This window comes from Novosphingobium sp. ZW T3_23, assembly GCF_044987305.1.
Classification (GTDB): domain Bacteria; phylum Pseudomonadota; class Alphaproteobacteria; order Sphingomonadales; family Sphingomonadaceae; genus Novosphingobium.
Genome location: NZ_JBJDRF010000021.1, coordinates 1 through 17,492, shown reverse-complemented (window position 1 = coordinate 17,492; position 17,492 = coordinate 1). Strand labels below are relative to the sequence as shown.

Sequence of the window (17,492 nt, the reverse complement as noted above, 5' to 3'; positions counted from 1 at the left end):
ATCAAGCCTTGAGAAGCCCGCGCGAAAGCAGGTTGGCGTAGAGTGCCGCGATGCCGGTGCGCCAGGGCGCCGCATCGCGCGAGGTGACGACGCGGTTCTGGAGCTGGCCCAGCTTGTCGCTCTCGATGGTGACGACGTCGCCCACCTTGTGGGTGAAGCCGCGGCCTTCCTCGTCGCGGTCCTGCACGGGCGCGAAAAGCGTGCCGAGGAACAGCACGAAGCCATCGGGATAGTGGTGCTCGCTCAGCGTCTGGCGCACGAGATCCAGCGGATCACGGCTGATTTCCGCCATGTTGCTGGTGCCGCGCAGGACGAACTGGTCCTCGCCGGTGATCGACAGGCGCACTTCGGCGACGCGCACGTCGTCGATGGTGAAGCTCTCGTCGAACACGCGGACGAGCGGACCGAGCGAGCAGGAGGCGTTGTTGTCCTTGGCCTTGCCCAGCAGCAGGGCCGAGCGGCCCTCGAAATCGCGCAAGTTCACGTCGTTGCCCAGCGTGGCGCCCACGGCCTGGCCGTCGCTGCCGACCAGCAGGGCGATCTCGGGTTCGGGGTTGTTCCAGCTGGAATCCGAACGCACGCCGATCTCGGCGCCGACGCCGACGGTGGAGAGCACCGGCGACTTGGTGAAGACTTCGGCATCGGGGCCGATGGCGACTTCGAGGTATTGCGACCAGAGGCCGTCCTCGATCAGCGCGGCCTTGAGCTGCGCGGCGCTTTCGGAGCCGGGCACGACCGAGCGGATCTGGCCGCCGATGCGCGATTCCAGGCGTTCGCGAATGGCGGCGGCAGCGCTCCAGTCACCACGCGCGCGCTCTTCGATCACGCGCTCGATGGCGGAAGTGGCGAAAGTGACGCCGCAGGCCTTCACGCACTGGAGATCGACCGGGGAGAGCAGGTTCACCGAAGCGGCATCGAAGGCGCCCAGGCGCTTGCCGCCGTTGCCGGAGAAATCGCCCGCTTCTACCAGGGCCGAGACGGTGGGCGCCACAGCCGACATGTCGATCAGTTCGCCGCGGACAACGAGAATGGGGCTGGGGCCTTCGCCGAAATCGGCGCGGCCCAGGAACGTGCCGGAAGTCCAGTCGGCAGGCATCAACGACATACAGTCTCGGGATTCGTCACGATTCCCCCTCCCATGTTTCATTTACTGATAGCGCTACCAATTGGCAGATTGATGCGGGTTGTCAAGCACCATCGCATGATCCGGAAACAGCGCGGACGGACGGTGTGCGCACTTGCCCGCATCGGCGATTGCATCTTGCCGGGCGGTTCGGGCGTTGAGCCCTTCTCGGCCGCTTATCCGAGGTCGATTGATGCAAGGATGCTGCGACATGACCGAAATCCGCTCTGGAGACGACGCTCTGGCCGCACCGCCGCCGGAAGTGCCGTTCGAAAACGCACATGACCGGGCGACCTGGATCGAGGCGACGCGGCGCATCGCCGCCGTGGCCGGTGCCGATATCTCCGGGGAGCCGGGATGGATGTCCTGGCGCGAAGGCGATTCCGGGCGAGGCGGGCAACGCTATTTCATTCCGCGCGACACCTTGCTGGTGGAAGAGGCCCATCGCCTGGGCATCACTTCCGATTCGCAGTTCTTCGGCGGCGCCGTTCCGTCCCATTTCATCGCGACCAAGGCCATTTCCCATCCCCTCGTCTCGCCCGAAGCCCGCGCGCCGGAAGGCTGGAACCCGGCCCTCGCCGCCCTGATCGAGGAGGCCGTGCTGCGCGGCTACACCGCCTTCACGGTGGCGGACGCCGCGCAGGCCGGGCGGCTGATGCTGGAATACGGGCCTGCCCGGCTCAAGGAAGTGGAGGCGACCTCCGGCCAGGGCCAGACGGTGGTGACCAGCGAGCGGGAGCTGGAGGACGTGCTGGCCGCGATCGATCCCGCCCGCATCGAAACGGGCGGCGTCGTGATCGAGGAGAACCTGGAGCAGGTGGAGACATACAGCGTCGGCACGGTCACCCTGCCCGCACCCGGTGGCCGTGGCTTTCGATCGCTTGCCTACTGGGGCACCCAGCAGCTCACCCGCAACAACCAGGGCGACGTCGCCTATGGCGGCTCGCGGCTCCACGTCGTGCGCGGAGGATTCGCGGAACTCGGCAATCAGCTGCTCTCCCATGATCGGGCCGAAGCGGTAATGAAGGCAAGGCTCTACGACAGCGCCGTCTTCGCCGCCTGGCCCGCGCTGTTCGCCTCGCGCCGCAACTACGACGTGGCCGAGGGGATCGACGCGCAAGGCCGCAAGCGCATCGGCGTGCTGGAGCAGAGCTGGCGCATCGGCGGTGCCACCGGCGCAGAGATAGCCGCCTTCGAATACCTTGAAGCCCATCCCGACCGTCACGAAGTGACCACGGCCACGGTCGAAATCTACGGCGATGCCGATGGCGACGCCAATGCCTATGCCGCTCCGCCCGGCGCGGCCGTCTATTTCAGCGGCGTGGACCCGGTGGCCGGTCCCCTGACGAAGTACGCCGCTATCTTCGAATGAAATGGTGACACGCATGAAATCAGCCCGCCCCGTGACCCTGCCCGTGGCCGACGAGACGATCGACGGCACGATCCTCACCCCTGCCAAGCTCACGCCCGGCGTGCTCTTCATCCATGGTTGGGGAGGCTGCCAGGAACAGGATCTGGTGCGCGCCGAGGAGATCGCCCAGCTCGGCTGCATCTGCTTCACTTTCGACTTGCGCGGCCATGCCCGGCACGAGGGAGAGCGCAACAGCGTCACCCGGTCGGACGGCTTGGCCGACGTGATCGCCGCTTACGACTTCCTGGCGAGCCAGGACGGGATCGACGCCTCGGCCATGGCGGTGGTGGGCACGAGCTACGGGGGCTATCTGGCCGCCCTGCTCACGGCGGAACGGCCGGTTTCGTGGCTGGCGCTGCGGGTGCCGGCGCTCTATCCCGATACCCATTGGGACGTTCCCAAGGCCCTGCTCGATCGCGCCGAGATCGACCGCTACCGCAGCCATTTCCGCACCGGCCACCAGGATCGCGCGCTCGCCGCCTGCGAACGCTTTGCCGGAGACGTGCTGATCGTGGAATCGGAATTCGACGACTACGTGCCCCATCCCGCGATCAGTTCCTACATGGCGGCATTCCGCAACAGCCGTTCGCTGAGCTACCGCGTGCTCAAGGGCGCCGACCATGCCTTGCGCGACGAGAGCCAGCGCAAGGGATACAACGACCTGCTGATCGCCTGGATCGAGGAAATGGTGCGCGGCGTACGCCGGCCTACCTAGGCCGTCATGCTGCGATCGCACCATCTGGGCCGATCCGCCGAACACCCTGTCGAACCTCGTCCCTTCGGCTCCGGTCCCTTGGAAACCGCCCGGCCGGCGCCGCGTTCGTCGGTATATGCGGATGGGGCTGACAGAGACGAGGAAGACGCTGATGGCCGAGATCCAGGATATGATCCATGAAGATGCCCTGCCGGGGCACGAGAGCACGCTCGACCCCAAGCCGGAATGGGCGCCGCGCTATCCGGGATCGGACCGGCTGAAGGACAAGGTGGCGATCGTCACGGGCGCGGACAGCGGCATCGGCCGCGCGGTGGCGGCGCTGTTTGCACGCGAAGGCGCCGACGTGGCGATCCTCTACCTGCTGGAAGACGACGATGCGGCCGAAACGAAGCGTATCGTCGAGGCCGAGGGCCGCCGCGCGATCACCATCCGCGCCGACATCGGATCGCCGGATGCCTGCGAACTGGCGATCCGCCAGACCATGGAGAGCTTCGGCAGGATCGACGTGCTGGTGAACAATGCCGGGGAGCAGCATCCCGACAAGGACATCACCGACATCAGCGAAGAGCAGCTTCGCCGCACGTTCCAGACCAACATCTTCGGCATGTTCTTTATGACCCAAGCCGCGCGCCCTCACCTCAAGGCAGGCGCCAGCATCATCAACTGCACCAGCGTGACCATGTACAAGGGCAGCAAGGAACTCCTCGACTACAGCTCCACCAAGGGCGCGATCACGGCTTTCACCCGCTCGCTTTCGGAGAACCTCGTGGGCGAGGGCATTCGCGTCAATGCCGTGGCGCCGGGGCCGATCTGGACGCCGCTCAACCCCTGCGGCGGCGCGAGCCCGGAAAAGCTCGAAAACTTCGGCGAGGATACACCCATGGGCCGCCCCGGCCAGCCCAACGAAGTGGCGCCTTCGTTCCTGTTCCTCGCCTGCGAGGACGCCAGCTACATGAGCGGGCAGGTTCTCCATCCGAACGGCGGGATCATCGTGGGAAGCTGAGGCAGAGCCGCTTCGCAGGCGCCGCCCGGACACGGCGCCTGCGAACGCCTCATGCCTGCCCCTGTGCCTGGAGCGACGAGGGATGCCAGTTGTCGACACCCGGCAATTCGATTTTCCAGGAAAATTCCCGGCCTTCATACGCGCGCGTAACCGTCAGCCCATCGCCCGTTTCCGAGAGCCGATAGCTGCCCAGTGCGAAAAGCTCGGGATCGGCGCGGCGCTGCGCCAGCAAGTCTCGGGTGAGCGCTGCCTTGCGCAGCGACAGGTCGTCCTTGTCGCCATTCCAGTCGACCGGGCGGCGATTGTCGGGATCGGTCAGGGATGCCGCGAGCCATTCGGTGCCCTGATAGATATCGGGCACGCCCGGCGCGGTGAGCTGAAGCGCCGCTTGCGCCAGGATCACGCGCTCACGCGCGGCTTCGAAAGGCTTTTCGGAGCCCTCGGGCCAGAATTCGGGGCCATCGAGATCGCCCAGCAGCGCCGTGACGAGCGTTCCGGCGCGGGCCTCCGCCTCTTCGTTGGGCGCTTCATGCCGTGAGAGATCCTTGGCCTCCCGCATGGCCTTGCTCATGTGCTCGGCCGCGCGGGCCTCCGCATCGGGGGCACCTCGCAGGGCCAGTGCCGTTTGCAGGGCATAGATGCCCCAACGCTCGGGCAGCCCGGATTGCGCGGCCCGGCTCCGCGCCTCGGCATAGAGGCGGCGCGCCAGTTCGGGAAAATAACCGAGCGCCACGATCGCCGCACGAGCATCGGCAGAGCGCTTGGTATCGTGCGTCGAAAGCGTGCTCAAGGCGAGCGGCGTCCGCTCCGCACGCGCCTGCATGAGCTGCGCGAAACCGTCCATGTCGAGCGGGGTGAGGTCCGGTTCGGCACCCACCTCGCAGAAGGGCAGGTAGGACACGCTGCGGAAGAACACCGTGTCTTCCTCGGACTTGGCGGTAAGCGCGCCCGTAAGCTGCTCGAACCGCGCCGCGAAAGCGCGCGCGGCATCGTTTGTAGCAGCGCCGCGCAGCAAGGCCAGCAGGGCCGCCGTCATCTCGTCGCGAGCCTCGGGGGCGCCCGTCAGTGCCCCGCCATCGGCGGTATAGGAGCGGTAGACCGGCCATCTCGTCGCCAGCCATGCCACGCCATCGGCCACGGCCGGGCCCTGGGTCCGCGGCACCGCGAGCGCCGCCATGGCCGCTTCCGTCACGCGCCGCAGTTCGGGGGCCAGCGAATCCGCCAGCAGGGCCCGGCGCACCTCGCGCACTTCGGCATGGATGTCGTCCGGCACCGCGCCTTCCGCCGCCTCGCGCATCGCGGCAAGGCCGGGTGCATGCGTGAGCAGGCGAGTCACCGGCGCCAGGAACTCGTAGCCGCTCATCCCCTCGATCGGCCATTCATCGGGAATCCGCTCATCGGCCTTGACGATCTTCTCCACCCAGACGGGCACCGAGCCCACTGCCTCCCGCAGTCTCCGGAGATAGCCGCCGGGCTGGGCCAGGCCGTCTATGTGATCGACCCGCAGCCCGTCGATCCGTCCGGCGCGGACCTGTTCTATGATCCAGCGGTGGGTGAGATTGAAGACGCCGGGATCTTCCTGCCGCACGCCGATCAGGCTGGTGATGTTGAAGAAGCGGCGGTGAATGATCGCATCGGCCGTCTCCCGCCAGTCGCCCGCCGACCACCATTGCTCCGAAAGCAGTGCCGCCAGCGTGGGCGCGTCCAGCCCGCCTTCCTCCGCCAGCCTGCGCGCAAGCGGCGTCTCGCGCAGGGGATAGGGCTGGCCATAGATGGCAAGGGCCGGCCGCGCGGGCGTGCCGGCCATGTCGATCGAGCCCGCTTCCAGCACGTCTTCCACCATGCCGTCCAGCACCGGGAAGTGCAGGGGCCCCTTGTCCCAGTCGATGTCGAAGACGCGGGCGAACTGGCTGCCGCGACCATGCCGCATGATATCGGCGATGAAGGGATTTTCCGGCGTGAACGCCATGTGGTTGGGAACGATATCGAGGATCAGGCCGATCCCGGCGGCGCGGGCCGCCTCGCTCAGCGCGACGAAGGCCGCTTCGCCGCAGAGCACGGGGTCCACCAGGTTGGGATCGATGACGTCGTAGCCATGGGTAGAGCCCGCAGCGGCGTGGAACAGCGGTGAGAGGTAGAGGTGGCTCACCCCCAGGTCGACGAGGCGGGGCAGCAGGGCGCGGGCCTCGCCCAGCCCCACGCCGCCCCGCAGTTGCAGGCGATAAGTGGCGACGAAGGGGATAGGAGCGGTCATTCCGGGCGATCCGTATGAAGTGCGGCGGAAAAGGCGAAGGGGCTGTCCTCGCCGGTGACGAGGATCAGCGGATCCTCGTGCGGCGCGAAGCCCTGTTCACCACGATGTGCGCCCAGCCGCGCGCGCAGGGTCAAGCGCGCCGGGCCGAAGTCCCAGGCAGCCTCGATCACGGCGCCGTCCCGCTTTACCGCGACGGACGGCCGGGCATTGTCGGCCAGCAACGGCACCACATGATCGCGGCGCAGCGCCAGCAGGTGGCGCAGGAATGCCTGATGATCCTGCTGCTCCTTGCGACCCGGCGCGCCGATCTTCGAGACCCTGAAGGTCTGGGGCGAAATCGGATCGGGCACTTCGCCCCCGAAAGCCTTGAACTGCGCGAACTCTTCGGCCCGGCCTTTGCGCACCGCCGCCGCCAGGTCGCCCGTGAAGTCCGCGAAGAACAGGAAGGGCGCGTCGGTCAGGAACTCGTCGCCCATGAAGATCATCGGCACGAACGGTGCGAGCACTGTCAGCGCCGTCACCACCCGCAAGGCAGTGCGGTCTTCGACAAGCTGGTGCAGCCGCTCGCCCTGCGCGCGATTGCCCACCTGGTCGTGGTTGCCGAGGAAGTTGACGAAAGCGGTGCATGGCAATTCGCCCGAGGGTTCGCCGCGTGCATGCCGGGCGCCCTTGCGATGCTGGCCCTGTTCGACATAGCCGTCGCGCAGGGCCGTCTCGATGTCGGCCAGCGGATCGACCGCGAAGGGCGCGTAATAGGCCTCGTCCTCGCCGGTCAGCAGGCAATGGACGGCGTGATGCCAGTCGTCGTTCCAGGTCGCGTCGAACGGCGCCTCGGCGGTGAAATAGCGCGCCAGGTTGCGTTCGTCCTCGGTGATCAGGTGGATCGGCCGCCCCCATGCCTCCGCGCGCACGCGCTGGCCCAATTCGTCGAGGAAATGGACCGGGGAATGGTCCTCGATGGCATGGACGGCGTCGAGCCGCAGCCCGTCGAGCCGGTATTCCGTCAGCCAGTAGAGGGCGTTCTCGATGAAGTAGTCGCGCACCGGCCGCGCCTCGTAAGCGATGCCCTGCCCCCAGGGCGAGCGGCGCTCGGGGTGGAAGAACGCGGGGCACCAGGCGGGCAGGTAGTTCCCCGAGGGGCCGAGGTGGTTGTAGACCACGTCCAGCAGCACGCCCATCCCCAGAGCATGGGCAGCGTCCACGAAGCGCCGGAAATCGTCGGGCGAACCATAGAAATTGTGCGGCGCATAAGGGAGCACCCCGTCGTAGCCCCAGCCCCTCTGCCCGTCGAACTGCGCCACCGGCAGTAGTTCGACCAGCGTGACCCCCAGATCGCGCAGGCGCGGCAGTTCCCGTGCGGCGGCGGCGAAAGTGCCTGCTTCCGTGAAGGTGCCCAGGTGCAGTTCGTAGACGACCGCCTCGTGCCACGGCAGGCCGCTCCATGCGCTCTGCCAGTCGAAAGCAGTGGGATCGACCAGCAGCGAGGGGCCGTGGACGTCGCCCTGCTGGGCGCGGGCGGCGGGATCGGGATAGGCCGTGCCGTCCACCAGAACGCGATAGGCATCGCCCGGCGCGGCTTCCGCCTCGATGCTCCACCAGCCGTCCGCCTCGCTTTCCAGCGGAATTTCCCCGGCAGGCAACGCCACGGCCACCTCGCGCGCCTCGGGTGCCCAGAGGCTGAAGCACCAGCGGCCATCGGGCAGCGGCTCTGCGCCCCAGGATTTTGCGAAATGCGCGTCGTCGGCCGTGGCCATCTCCGTCACTCCGGGGCGAAGACGCAGACGCTGGCGGCGGGTACGATGGCCGTGCCGTCTTCCACCACCTCCACCGCGAAGGCATCGTCGCCCCGCGCGGTGTCGAGCACGCGGTGCCACTGCGTGACGCCGTTGTGCTCGGGCAGGGTGAACGTCACTTCGTCGCCCGCGTTGAGCACGATGAACAGCGGCCTTTCGCCTTCCACGAAGGCTTCCTGCGCGGAATAGCTCAGGAAGAAGCCCAGGACGCGCAGTTCCGCCTGACCCCAGAGTTCGGCGTCCATTTCCCGCCCGTCAGGCTGGTGCCAGGCGATCTCCACCCGGCCGTCCTCGGCGGGCTCGCCGCTCAGGAAGTTGTCCTGCGAGAGCACCGGATGGTCGCGGCGGAAGCCGATCATGCGCGTGCAGAATTCCAGCGGCGCATCGTCCTTGCCAGCCCAGTCGATCCAGGCCGTCTCGTTGTCCTGGCAATAGACGTTGTTGTTGCCGTTCTGGCTGTTGCCGATCTCGTCCCCGGCCAGGATCATCGGCACGCCCTGGCTCAGCAGCAGCGTTGCCAACATGGCGCGGCGGCGGGCGGCGCGTGCGGACTGGATGCCCTCGTCCTCGGTCGGCCCTTCGGCACCCATGTCGTCGGACAGGTTGTTGTCGTGCCCGTCCGCCCCGCCCTCGCCGTTCGCCTCGTTGTGGCGATCGTTGTAGGACACGGTGTCCATCAGGGTGAAGCCGTCATGCGCGGCCAGGAAATTGACCGAGGAGGTCGCCCCGCGATCGGAATGGTTGAACTGTTCGGGCGAGCCGATCAGGTGGTTGGCAAGATCGCCCACCAGCGCCGGATCGCCGCGCCAGAAACCACGCGCGGTGTCGCGGAACTTGTCGTTCCATTCGCGGAAGGGATAGGGGAAGCCGCCGACCTGATAGCCGCCGCTGCCCACGTCCCAGGGCTCCGCGATCAGCTTCACGCCCGACAGGATCGGATCCTGCCGGATCGCATCGAAGAAGCCGCCCTCGCGGTCGAACCCCATGGCCTCCCGGCCGAGCGTTGAGGCGAGGTCGAAGCGGAAGCCATCGACATGCATGGCCTGCACCCAGTAGCGCAGCGAATCCAGCACCATGCGGATGACCATCGGATGCGCGACGCTCAGCGTATTGCCGGTGCCGGTCTGGTCGAAGCTGTAGCGCAGGTTCTCGGGCGAGAGCGCGTAATAGCTGGCGTTGTCCAGCCCCCGGAAGCTCAGCGTGGGGCCACGTTCGGAGCCTTCGGCGGTGTGATTGTACACCACGTCCATGATCACTTCGATGCCGGCCTTGTGGAACCGCTTCACCATGTCCTTGAACTGGCGGATCGCGCCTCCCTTCGGCTCTAGATAGCGCGGCTCAGGCGCGAAATAGCCGAGGGTCTGATAGCCCCAGTAGTTGGACAGCCCCTTGTCCACCAGCATCCGGTCGTCGAGGAAGAACTGGCAGGGCAGCAACTCGATGGCGGAGACGCCCAGCTTGAGCAGATGGTCGAGGATCGGCTCGCTGACCATCCCCGCGTAAGTGCCGCGCAGTTCCTCCGGAACGTCAGGATGGCTCATCGTCAGCCCGCGCACGTGCGCTTCGTAGACCAGCGTCTCGCCCCAGGGACGGCGGATCGATTTGTCCCCCTCCCAGTCGAACGCGGGATCCTGGACCACGCCCTTCACCATGAAGGCGGCGGAATCGCGGTCGTCGAACGTCAGGTCGTCGCCCGTCGAGAGGTCGTAGCCCCAGAGCGCGTCGTCCCATTGCAGCTTCCCGGCGATCTCGCGGGCATAGGGATCGAGCAGCAGCTTGTTGGGGTTGAAGCGATGGCCCTGTTCCGGCTCATAGCGGCCGTGGGCACGGTAGCCGTAGAGCTGCCCCGGCTTCACGCCCGGAATGTAGCCGGAGAAGATCGATCCCTCGCGGCTTGGCATCTCCAGACGCGCCAGTTCCTGCTTGCCGTCCTCGGAGAACAGGCAAAGCTCCATGGCTTCGGCGTTTTCGGAGAAGATCGCGAAGTGCGTTCCCTCGCCGGTATATTCGGCGCCCAGCTCGTGCTGCTGCCGTTCCGGCTTGGCGAAGGCGAGTTCCATGGCGGCCTCGTTCAGAAGGAGGAGACGGGGACGGGCGCCTGCGCCACGCGGGCGCGCGCGCCGGTATCCTGATAGCGATCCGGGTAACGCGCCGGTTCGACGGGCCGCCGCCGGCGCGAGGCCAGCCTTTGCAGGGCCCGCGCCGAAATCACGCGGATGCCGCCTTCCGATACGGTGCACCACTTGCCGTACTCGGCCAGTTCCGCATCGAGATCGAAGCCGTCGGGCACCACCGCGTCCGCCAGCACGATCGCGTCCGATATCGTCACCGCCCGCCCGATCCGGGCGCCGGGCAGCAGCACGACATTGCGCAGGGTGGAGCCGAAGCCGATCGCGCGGCGGTCTCCCAACCCGTGGTGGACGGGATGATCCACCGGCCAGGAAGGATCGAGCGGCAGCGATCCGTCCAGGAGGTGGCGCTGTACGGCGTGGTAGGCGTCCAGCGTCCCCAGATCCTGCCATAGCGGCTCGCGGCCCTGCCGCCCCGGCAGTGCATAGGCATAGGCAGTGCCGCAGGAAACCAGCGCGGGAATGATGTGCTTGCCGAAGTCGAGGTCGGCAACTGTGCCTTCGACTTCCTTCAGCAACTCGCGCAGCAGCTTCCATTCGAAGACGTAGATACCCATCGAAGCCAGGGCATGACCGGGGCAGTCGGGCGCTTCCGGCGCAATGAAGGGCTTTTCCACGAAACCGGTGACACGATGCGAGGCGTCCGCCTCCAGCACACCGAACCCGGAGGCCTGCTCCCGAGGCACATGGACCACGCCCACGGTCACTTCCGCGCCGCTGGCGACATGGCGTTCCACGAAGGGGCGGTAGTCCATCTGGTAGAGATGGTCGCCGGCAAGGATCACCACATGGCGCGGCGCCACCAGGTCGATCTCGTCGGCAATGCAGGCGACGGCGGCGGCGGTGCCTTCGTAGGGTCCGTATTCGGCGCCGTCGAGGATCGAGATCGCCGGGCGAGCATCGTCCGCCTGCCAGCAATCCAGCAGATGGCGCTGCAGGGTGTCGGGCTGGTACTGCGTCAGCACCATCGTCTCGCCCAGACCCGAGTTGACGGCGTTGGCCAGCGTGAAGTCGATCAGGCGGCCGTGCGGGCCGATCGGCAGGGCAGGCTTCGCCTCATGGTCGGTCAGGTCGTGGAGACGGCTGCCGCGCCCTCCCGCCAGGATGATCGACAGGACAGAGCCAGGATGACCTTCGCTACTCACGCTTACCATTCGCCCCTCTTCATCGGAACCGTGCTGCGCTGCCTAAACCGCGAAAAGAGGGCCGGTTCCGGGCGGGATCGCACGGTTCGTCGCATTCAGGTACTTTCGAAACGCGACTTCGCAACATGGGTTATACGACAGGCGAGATCGGCCTCTCCGGATGCCACCACGTAGTGATCCCCCGCATCGGCAATTCCTGTCGTGAAAACAACGTCGCGCAAGTACATCTGCTCTTCCAGCGGCTGGGTGAGAGCAGGGTTCGCCTCGATCAGGGGCACATGGCCGGTACGCAGGACGCGGGAGGGATCGTCGCGGTCGAGGATCGACCAGTAGGTGCGATAGATGCCCACGATTTCCTTGGGCTCCACGCCGTGCCACAGCGTCAGCCAGCCCTCGTCCGTCAGGATCGGGGGCGCCCCGCCGCCCATCCGCGCAGTGGCGACGGTTGCGGCGTGGGGCCGGATGCCGGGACGGCGACAGGGCTTCCAGAACAGGCCGTCGGGAGAGTGGGCCAGGTTGATCGAGGGGCCTGCGCGCCATTCGCTGCCGGGCGGATAGGCGAAGTAGAGATCGCCCAGCGGCCGCGTCAGCGCCCAGTAATGCCCGTCAATCAGGCCCTCGAAGATCAGCATGTCCTTGTTCTGATGGTCGAGGACGATATCCTCGAAGTGCCAGTCCAGCCCGTTTTCCGAGCTGTAGAGCGTGGTCGAATGGCGCTCAGGGCTTACCGAGCAGGTCGTCATCAGCCAGCTCGCGCCCACCTTGCTGATCCGGGCGTCCTCCACGCCGTAGCACTGCAGGCTGCTGCGCGGCGCCACGGCACGGTCGTAATGGACAGCCACCACCTCCAGCCCGTCGGCGTTCAACTCCACCGGCAGCAGCCAGGAGAGCGAGGTGAGCGCCATGACCTTCCAGCCGCCCCCGCGCAGCATGAACTTGCGCGGATCGGCGGTGTCGGCGTGTTCCAGCGGCCAAGCATCGAGGACGTAGCGGCCCGCGCTTCCTTCCTCGCCCTCCCAGCGGATCGCATGGACGTGGCCGTCCCGGATCGGATCACGCAGGGCCTCGGCCACGCGGACCATCATCAGCAGGTTGCCCCCCGGCAGACGCGTGAGCCCCGGATTGAAGGCGCCCAGCACGTACGTTTCCGCATCCAGATGCCCGGCCAAGGGCGAGCGGGACAAGTCCACATCGTCTGGGACAAAGACCAGGCGATCTTCTGGAAAGGATTCCGGCGAAACGGCTTCTGGCATGGGGCGGCCTCCTGGGAATGCCTGCACTGTTCCGAACGCCCAACGCGCGAGGCGCCATCGGGTGCCTGAAGAGCGCCCGGACAAATACTCCGGTTGACGCACCCCAAGGGCTTCCCGTAGCCGGACGGTCAATCCGCCGGGAACAATTTCATCGACATAACCATTGTCTCGGCTTCGCATCGATAGCCGCGCGGCAAGAAGTGCGGCATCGTGCTGGTCGCGCTTACCGGAACGAAGAGTACCCTATGGCTTCAAGCACCCCCCCTCCCGCAGCCGCCACCCAGGCCGCCGCTTCCAGGCCCCCAGCGCCAGACGTGCAGGCGCAGATCCAGGATCTCACCAATTCTACGGTCAACTGGTTCCAGGCCTACTGGCTGCAGATCCTGATCGCCGGTGCCATCGCCTTCGCCATCGTAACCGCGCTCTATGCCCTGCGCAGGCTGGGCACGCGCCTCTGCCGGCCGGGACACAAGCATGTGCGGGCGCGGGGCGCCTGGCTCACCGTGGTGGGCCGGGTGGCCGCCAAGACCACCAACTATTTCATCATCATGGTCGCCATCAAGGTGGTAGACAACTACGCGCAGACACCGCCTCTGCTCGACAACCTGGTGACGTTCCTCTTCACCATCGCCGCCGTGCTGCAATGCGCGATCTGGGCCCGCGAGCTGATCCTGGGCGCCATCGAACACAAGACCGCCAGCGAGCATTTCCAGGGCGAGACGATCATCAACGCCATGGGCCTGATCCGGCTGCTGGTGAGCGTGGTGGTCTTCGCCGTGGCCGCCGTGGTCCTGCTGGACAACCTGGGCGTCAACGTGACGGGCCTCGTCGCCGGTCTTGGTGTCGGCGGCATCGCCATCGGCCTTGCCGCGCAGGGCATCTTCGCAGACCTTTTCGCGGCCTTGGCCATCATCTTCGACCGCCCCTTCAGCAAGGGCGACCAGATCAGCTTCGGCGCCAGCACCGGCGTGATCGAGGCGATCGGCCTCAAGTCCACCCGCATCCGCGCCTATACCGGCGAACTGCGGATAATCTCGAACAAGTCGCTGCTGGACATGGAGATCCTGAACGTCTCCAAGCGCGACCATATCCGCCTGCCCTTCACCATCGGCGTCGCCTACGAAACGCCGCCCGAAACGCTGGCGCGCGTTCCCGACATCCTCAAGGAACTGGTGGAGGAAGCCGGCGGCAAGGCCGCACGGGCTGGGTTCGAGACGTTCGGCGCCAGCTCGCTCGATTTCGCGCTGCTGGTGGATGTGCCGGGGGCCGACTGGTCGGTGGCGCACCCGCTGCGCGACCGCCTGCTGGTCCTGATCATGAAGCGCTTCGCCGCCGAGGGTATTTCGATCCCCTATCCCACGCAGACGACGTTCACGGCGGCTCCCAATGGCGAACTGATCATGCCTTACGCCGAAGCTCCCCGCATGGAGCGGCAAGTGAGCCAGCGCGGGTAGGATGGTTCCGTAGACAGGCGTTGTGGAATGGCATCGTGGAAAGGCGCGGTAGAGGGGGCGTCGTAGAAAGGCGTCGTCCCGGACTTGATCCGGGACCGCTGGCCATTCTTTAGGCGCGAGCGGTCAGACCGGCGCCCTGCTGCGGGGTGGACTGGTCATGGCCAGCGGTCCCGGATCAAGTCCGGGACGACGAAAACACTACACTCGAAAACACTACGATAACGAAAAAAGGCCCCGGTCGCTTGAGCCACCGGGGCCTTTTCTGTCGATCAGGAAACCGTGGCCGCCTGGAGGTCCATCGCCAGCGAGAGTTCGCGGACTTTCGCCACTTCCTCGGGGTCGCCCAGTACCACGCCGATGCGCTGGTGCAGGCCCACGGCCTCGGCGTCGAGGATGCGATCGCGGCCGTCGGTGGCAGCGCCGCCCGCCTGCTCGATCAAGAGGGCCATCGGGTTGGCCTCGTAGAGCAGGCGCAGGCGCGCCTTGCCCGGCTTGGCGTAGTCCGAGGGGTAGAGGAACACGCCGCCGCGCTTCAGGATGCGGTGCACGTCCGCCACCATCGATCCGGTCCAGCGCATGTTGTACTGGCCGGCCAGCGGACCGTCGATGCAGCCCACGCGCTCGTCGATGTAGCGCGCGATACCGGGCGACCACTGGCTACGGCGCGCCATGTTGATCGCCACTTCGGTATTGCCGGAAGCGATCTTCAGCGGGCCGTCGGTCATGCGCCAGGCGCCGACTTCGCGATCGAGAGTGAACTCGTAGACGCCGGTGCCGATGGTGAGGACCAGCATCGTCTGGGGTCCATAGATCGCATAGCCGGCGGCGACCTGCTCGTGGCCCTTCTGGAGGAAGTCCTCCTCGGTCACTTCACGGCCCGAAGCGCCCTCGGGGGCCTTGAACACCGAGAAGATCGTGCCGACCGAGAGATCGACGTCGATATTGCTGGACCCGTCGATGGGATCGTAAAGCAGCAGGTATTCGCCCTTGGGATAGCGGCCGGGAATACGGTGGATCGTCTCCATCTCTTCCGACGCCATGGCGGCGAGATGGCCGCCCCATTCGTTCGCGTCCACCAGCAGGTCGTTGGCGATAACGTCCAGCTTCTTCTGGACTTCGCCCTGCACGTTCTCGGAGCCGAGGCTGCCGAGCACGTCACCCAGCGCACCCTTGGAGATTGCCTGGGCAATCACCTTGCAGGCGCGGGCAACCGTCTCGATCAGAAGGCGCAGTTCGGCGGGGCAGGCGGAGTTGGGCTCCCGTTGCTGTTCTATCAGAAAGCGGGTGAGCGTAGTCGGCTTCATGGTCGTTTACCTGGCCTCGGCAATTATAGGGAAAATTACAGGGCGATCTCGGTCTGAGAGTCCGCAGCGAGGGCGGTCGACGGCAGTCGTCCCCCGGTCACGCACCTTGACCAAGGCTCCCCTTAACCCAAGCCGCAGCGCGCGGCCATCGGCAAACGCTGGAATGAAGGATTATAGAGGCAGCCTTTTTCGGAGGGCCGCCCTGGATCGATCACCGGAGCGATGGTCGCCGCAAGAACGATGTTCTCTTCCAGCTCGGCAAGGAAGGTGATACCCTGCGTGCAACCGCCAAAGAGCGGATCATACAGGAGAGCGCCATGGAGCGGTTGGAATCCGTGTTTTGCGTCTGCGAATTTCGTGCATTGTGCGCTGCGGTCTGCTGCTCCGGCAGTGTGGCGCTGGTCACGATACTGCTGCTTACTTGATCTGATCTAACCTTCTTTCCAGGCCTGCGGCATCCAGCGTGCTGGGTGCGCCCATTTCAACGACGCGTGCGTTCAGCGTCCTGAGAATGGACAGGAACTTCTCCACGTCCTGATCGGACAGACACTCCAGAAACTGCGCGGCAAACACGTCGCGATGGGGCTCTACCTCGCGGATTACGGCGCGTCCTTCATCGGTGAGGTTGATGCGCTTGGCCCGGCGATCGCTGGGATCCGGATTGCGCACCACCAACCCGTCCCGCTCCAGCCCGTCCACGGCCTCCGTCACCGTACGGGGTGCCTGCCCCAAGGCGTCGGCGATGTCCGTCGAGCGCATTTCGCCGCACCGCTCTATCAGCATCAATAGCTTAAGCTGCGCCAGAGACGCGCCTTGCGCCCGCATGCGGTCGTTGAACAGGCGATGCATGCGCAAGTGCAGATCGCGCATCTGTTCCAGGACTTCTTGCTGGATGCTCATGACGAGAAATATTGTGGGACCATATCAAATGGCATTGCCATATGCTTCGTCTGGGTGCAAGTGCGCCACATATCACTGCTGCGATGCAGCAATAAGTCATGAGCAAGAGACCGATGGCAAACGATGTGAGCGAATCGCAAGAGGCCCCCGACACCGCGAATCAGCAAACGACGTCGCCGGCGAAACGTTCCCGCATGCGCCTGGTGCTGTTGACGGGCGTCGTGGTGGCGGTCGTGGCCGGGGGTGCCTGGCTTCTGCATTACGAAACCCGCGGCAAGTATCTGGAGGACACCAACGACGCCTTCATCCAGGCCGATGCCGTCACCATCTCGCCCCGGATTTCGGGCTATGTCGAGGACGTGCTGGTCACTGACAACCAGGACGTGAAGGCAGGCCAGCCGCTGGTGCGGATCGACGCGCGCGACTACGACGCGCAGGCGCAACAGTACCAGGCCCAGATCGAGGTCGCCAAGGCCAACGCCGACAACGTGCGGGCCGGCATCAGCGAGCAGGAAGCCGGGATCGCCCAGGCCCGCGCCCAACTGGCTTCGGCAGAGGCGGACGCCCGCTATGCCGAGCGCGAAGCGGCGCGTTATGCCCCCCTCGCAGCCAGCGGCGCGGAAACGAAGCAGCAGCTCGCCAACTTGCGCAATCAGGCCGCCAAAGCCCGCGCCGCCGCCGATGCGCAGCGTGCCGCCCTGCTTTCGGCCGAGCGCCGCATCGGCTCTCTCAAGGCCCAGATCCGCCAGGCCGAGGCGCAGGGCGAAGCCGCGCGCGCGCAGCTGGCCTCTGCCCATGTCAATGTCGGCTCCACCGTTCTCAAGGCCAGCGTGGACGGCCGCGTCGGCGATCGCACCGTGCGGGCCGGCCAGTTCGTGCAGGCCGGCACGCGCCTGATGACGGTGGTGCCGCTCTCGAAGCTTTACGTCACCGCCAACTTCAAGGAAACGCAGATCGGCCTGATGCGCCCCGGCCAGCCCGCGACCATCCAGGTGGACGCGCTGGACG

At 66.4% G+C, this 17,492-nt stretch carries 13 protein-coding genes; 5 read left to right on the top strand and 8 right to left on the bottom strand.

The annotated features are described in order from the left end of the window. Position 1: 1 nt before the first annotated feature. Positions 2–1,105, bottom strand: coding sequence for a fumarylacetoacetate hydrolase family protein (locus ACI3K3_RS12625; RefSeq protein ID WP_404914146.1), 1,104 nt, complete (start codon positions 1,103–1,105; stop codon positions 2–4). Positions 1,106–1,334: 229 nt separating this feature from the next. On the opposite strand from ACI3K3_RS12625, the gene ACI3K3_RS12620 reads away from it, so the two are divergent. From ACI3K3_RS12620 to ACI3K3_RS12610, 3 genes are all read left to right on the top strand, one after another. After that, positions 1,335–2,495, top strand: coding sequence for a DUF3182 family protein (locus ACI3K3_RS12620; RefSeq protein WP_404914143.1), 1,161 nt, complete (start codon positions 1,335–1,337; stop codon positions 2,493–2,495). 13 nt (positions 2,496–2,508) lie between these two features. Then, positions 2,509–3,249 (top strand): alpha/beta hydrolase family protein, encoded by a 741-nt coding sequence (locus tag ACI3K3_RS12615; protein WP_404914141.1) that lies wholly within the window; start codon positions 2,509–2,511, stop codon positions 3,247–3,249. A 151-nt stretch (positions 3,250–3,400) separates the two neighbouring features. Then, positions 3,401–4,252: an SDR family oxidoreductase gene (locus tag ACI3K3_RS12610; RefSeq protein WP_404914139.1), complete on the top strand. Its 852-nt coding sequence runs from the start codon at positions 3,401–3,403 to the stop codon at positions 4,250–4,252. A gap of 49 nt (positions 4,253–4,301) precedes the next feature. Here ACI3K3_RS12610 and treY read toward each other — a convergent pair whose 3' ends face one another. The 5 genes from treY to ACI3K3_RS12585 form a co-directional block, all read right to left on the bottom strand. Next, positions 4,302–6,506, bottom strand: a complete 2,205-nt coding sequence (treY, locus tag ACI3K3_RS12605; RefSeq protein ID WP_404914136.1) for a malto-oligosyltrehalose synthase — start codon at positions 6,504–6,506, stop codon at positions 4,302–4,304. Beyond that, positions 6,503–8,260 (bottom strand): malto-oligosyltrehalose trehalohydrolase, encoded by a 1,758-nt coding sequence (gene treZ, locus ACI3K3_RS12600; protein ID WP_404914133.1) that lies wholly within the window; start codon positions 8,258–8,260, stop codon positions 6,503–6,505. The genes treY and treZ overlap by 4 nt, the downstream gene beginning before the upstream one ends. 5 nt (positions 8,261–8,265) lie before the next feature. Continuing rightward, positions 8,266–10,359, bottom strand: coding sequence for a glycogen debranching protein GlgX (gene glgX / locus ACI3K3_RS12595; protein ID WP_404914131.1), 2,094 nt, complete (start codon positions 10,357–10,359; stop codon positions 8,266–8,268). An 11-nt stretch (positions 10,360–10,370) separates the two neighbouring features. After that, positions 10,371–11,573, bottom strand: a complete 1,203-nt coding sequence (locus ACI3K3_RS12590) for a sugar phosphate nucleotidyltransferase (RefSeq protein ID WP_404914129.1) — start codon at positions 11,571–11,573, stop codon at positions 10,371–10,373. A 95-nt stretch (positions 11,574–11,668) separates the two neighbouring features. Then, positions 11,669–12,826: a glycosidase gene (locus tag ACI3K3_RS12585; protein ID WP_404914127.1), complete on the bottom strand. Its 1,158-nt coding sequence runs from the start codon at positions 12,824–12,826 to the stop codon at positions 11,669–11,671. 245 nt (positions 12,827–13,071) lie between these two features. On the opposite strand from ACI3K3_RS12585, the gene ACI3K3_RS12580 reads away from it, so the two are divergent. Further along, positions 13,072–14,280 (top strand): mechanosensitive ion channel family protein, encoded by a 1,209-nt coding sequence (locus ACI3K3_RS12580; RefSeq protein WP_404914125.1) that lies wholly within the window; start codon positions 13,072–13,074, stop codon positions 14,278–14,280. A 269-nt stretch (positions 14,281–14,549) separates the two neighbouring features. Here the strand turns inward: ACI3K3_RS12580 and ACI3K3_RS12575 are convergent, their stop codons facing one another. Together ACI3K3_RS12575 and ACI3K3_RS12570 are read right to left on the bottom strand one after the other, a co-directional pair. Next, positions 14,550–15,584, bottom strand: coding sequence for a class 1 fructose-bisphosphatase (locus ACI3K3_RS12575; RefSeq protein ID WP_404914123.1), 1,035 nt, complete (start codon positions 15,582–15,584; stop codon positions 14,550–14,552). 417 nt (positions 15,585–16,001) lie between these two features. Further along, on the bottom strand, positions 16,002–16,484 hold the full coding sequence (locus tag ACI3K3_RS12570; protein WP_404914121.1) for a MarR family winged helix-turn-helix transcriptional regulator: 483 nt from the start codon (positions 16,482–16,484) through the stop codon (positions 16,002–16,004). Positions 16,485–16,678: 194 nt separating this feature from the next. Between ACI3K3_RS12570 and ACI3K3_RS12565 the strand changes: the two genes are divergently transcribed. Then, positions 16,679–17,492, top strand: an 814-nt coding sequence (locus ACI3K3_RS12565) for an HlyD family secretion protein (protein ID WP_404914119.1), incomplete at its 3' end; no start/stop codon positions are given.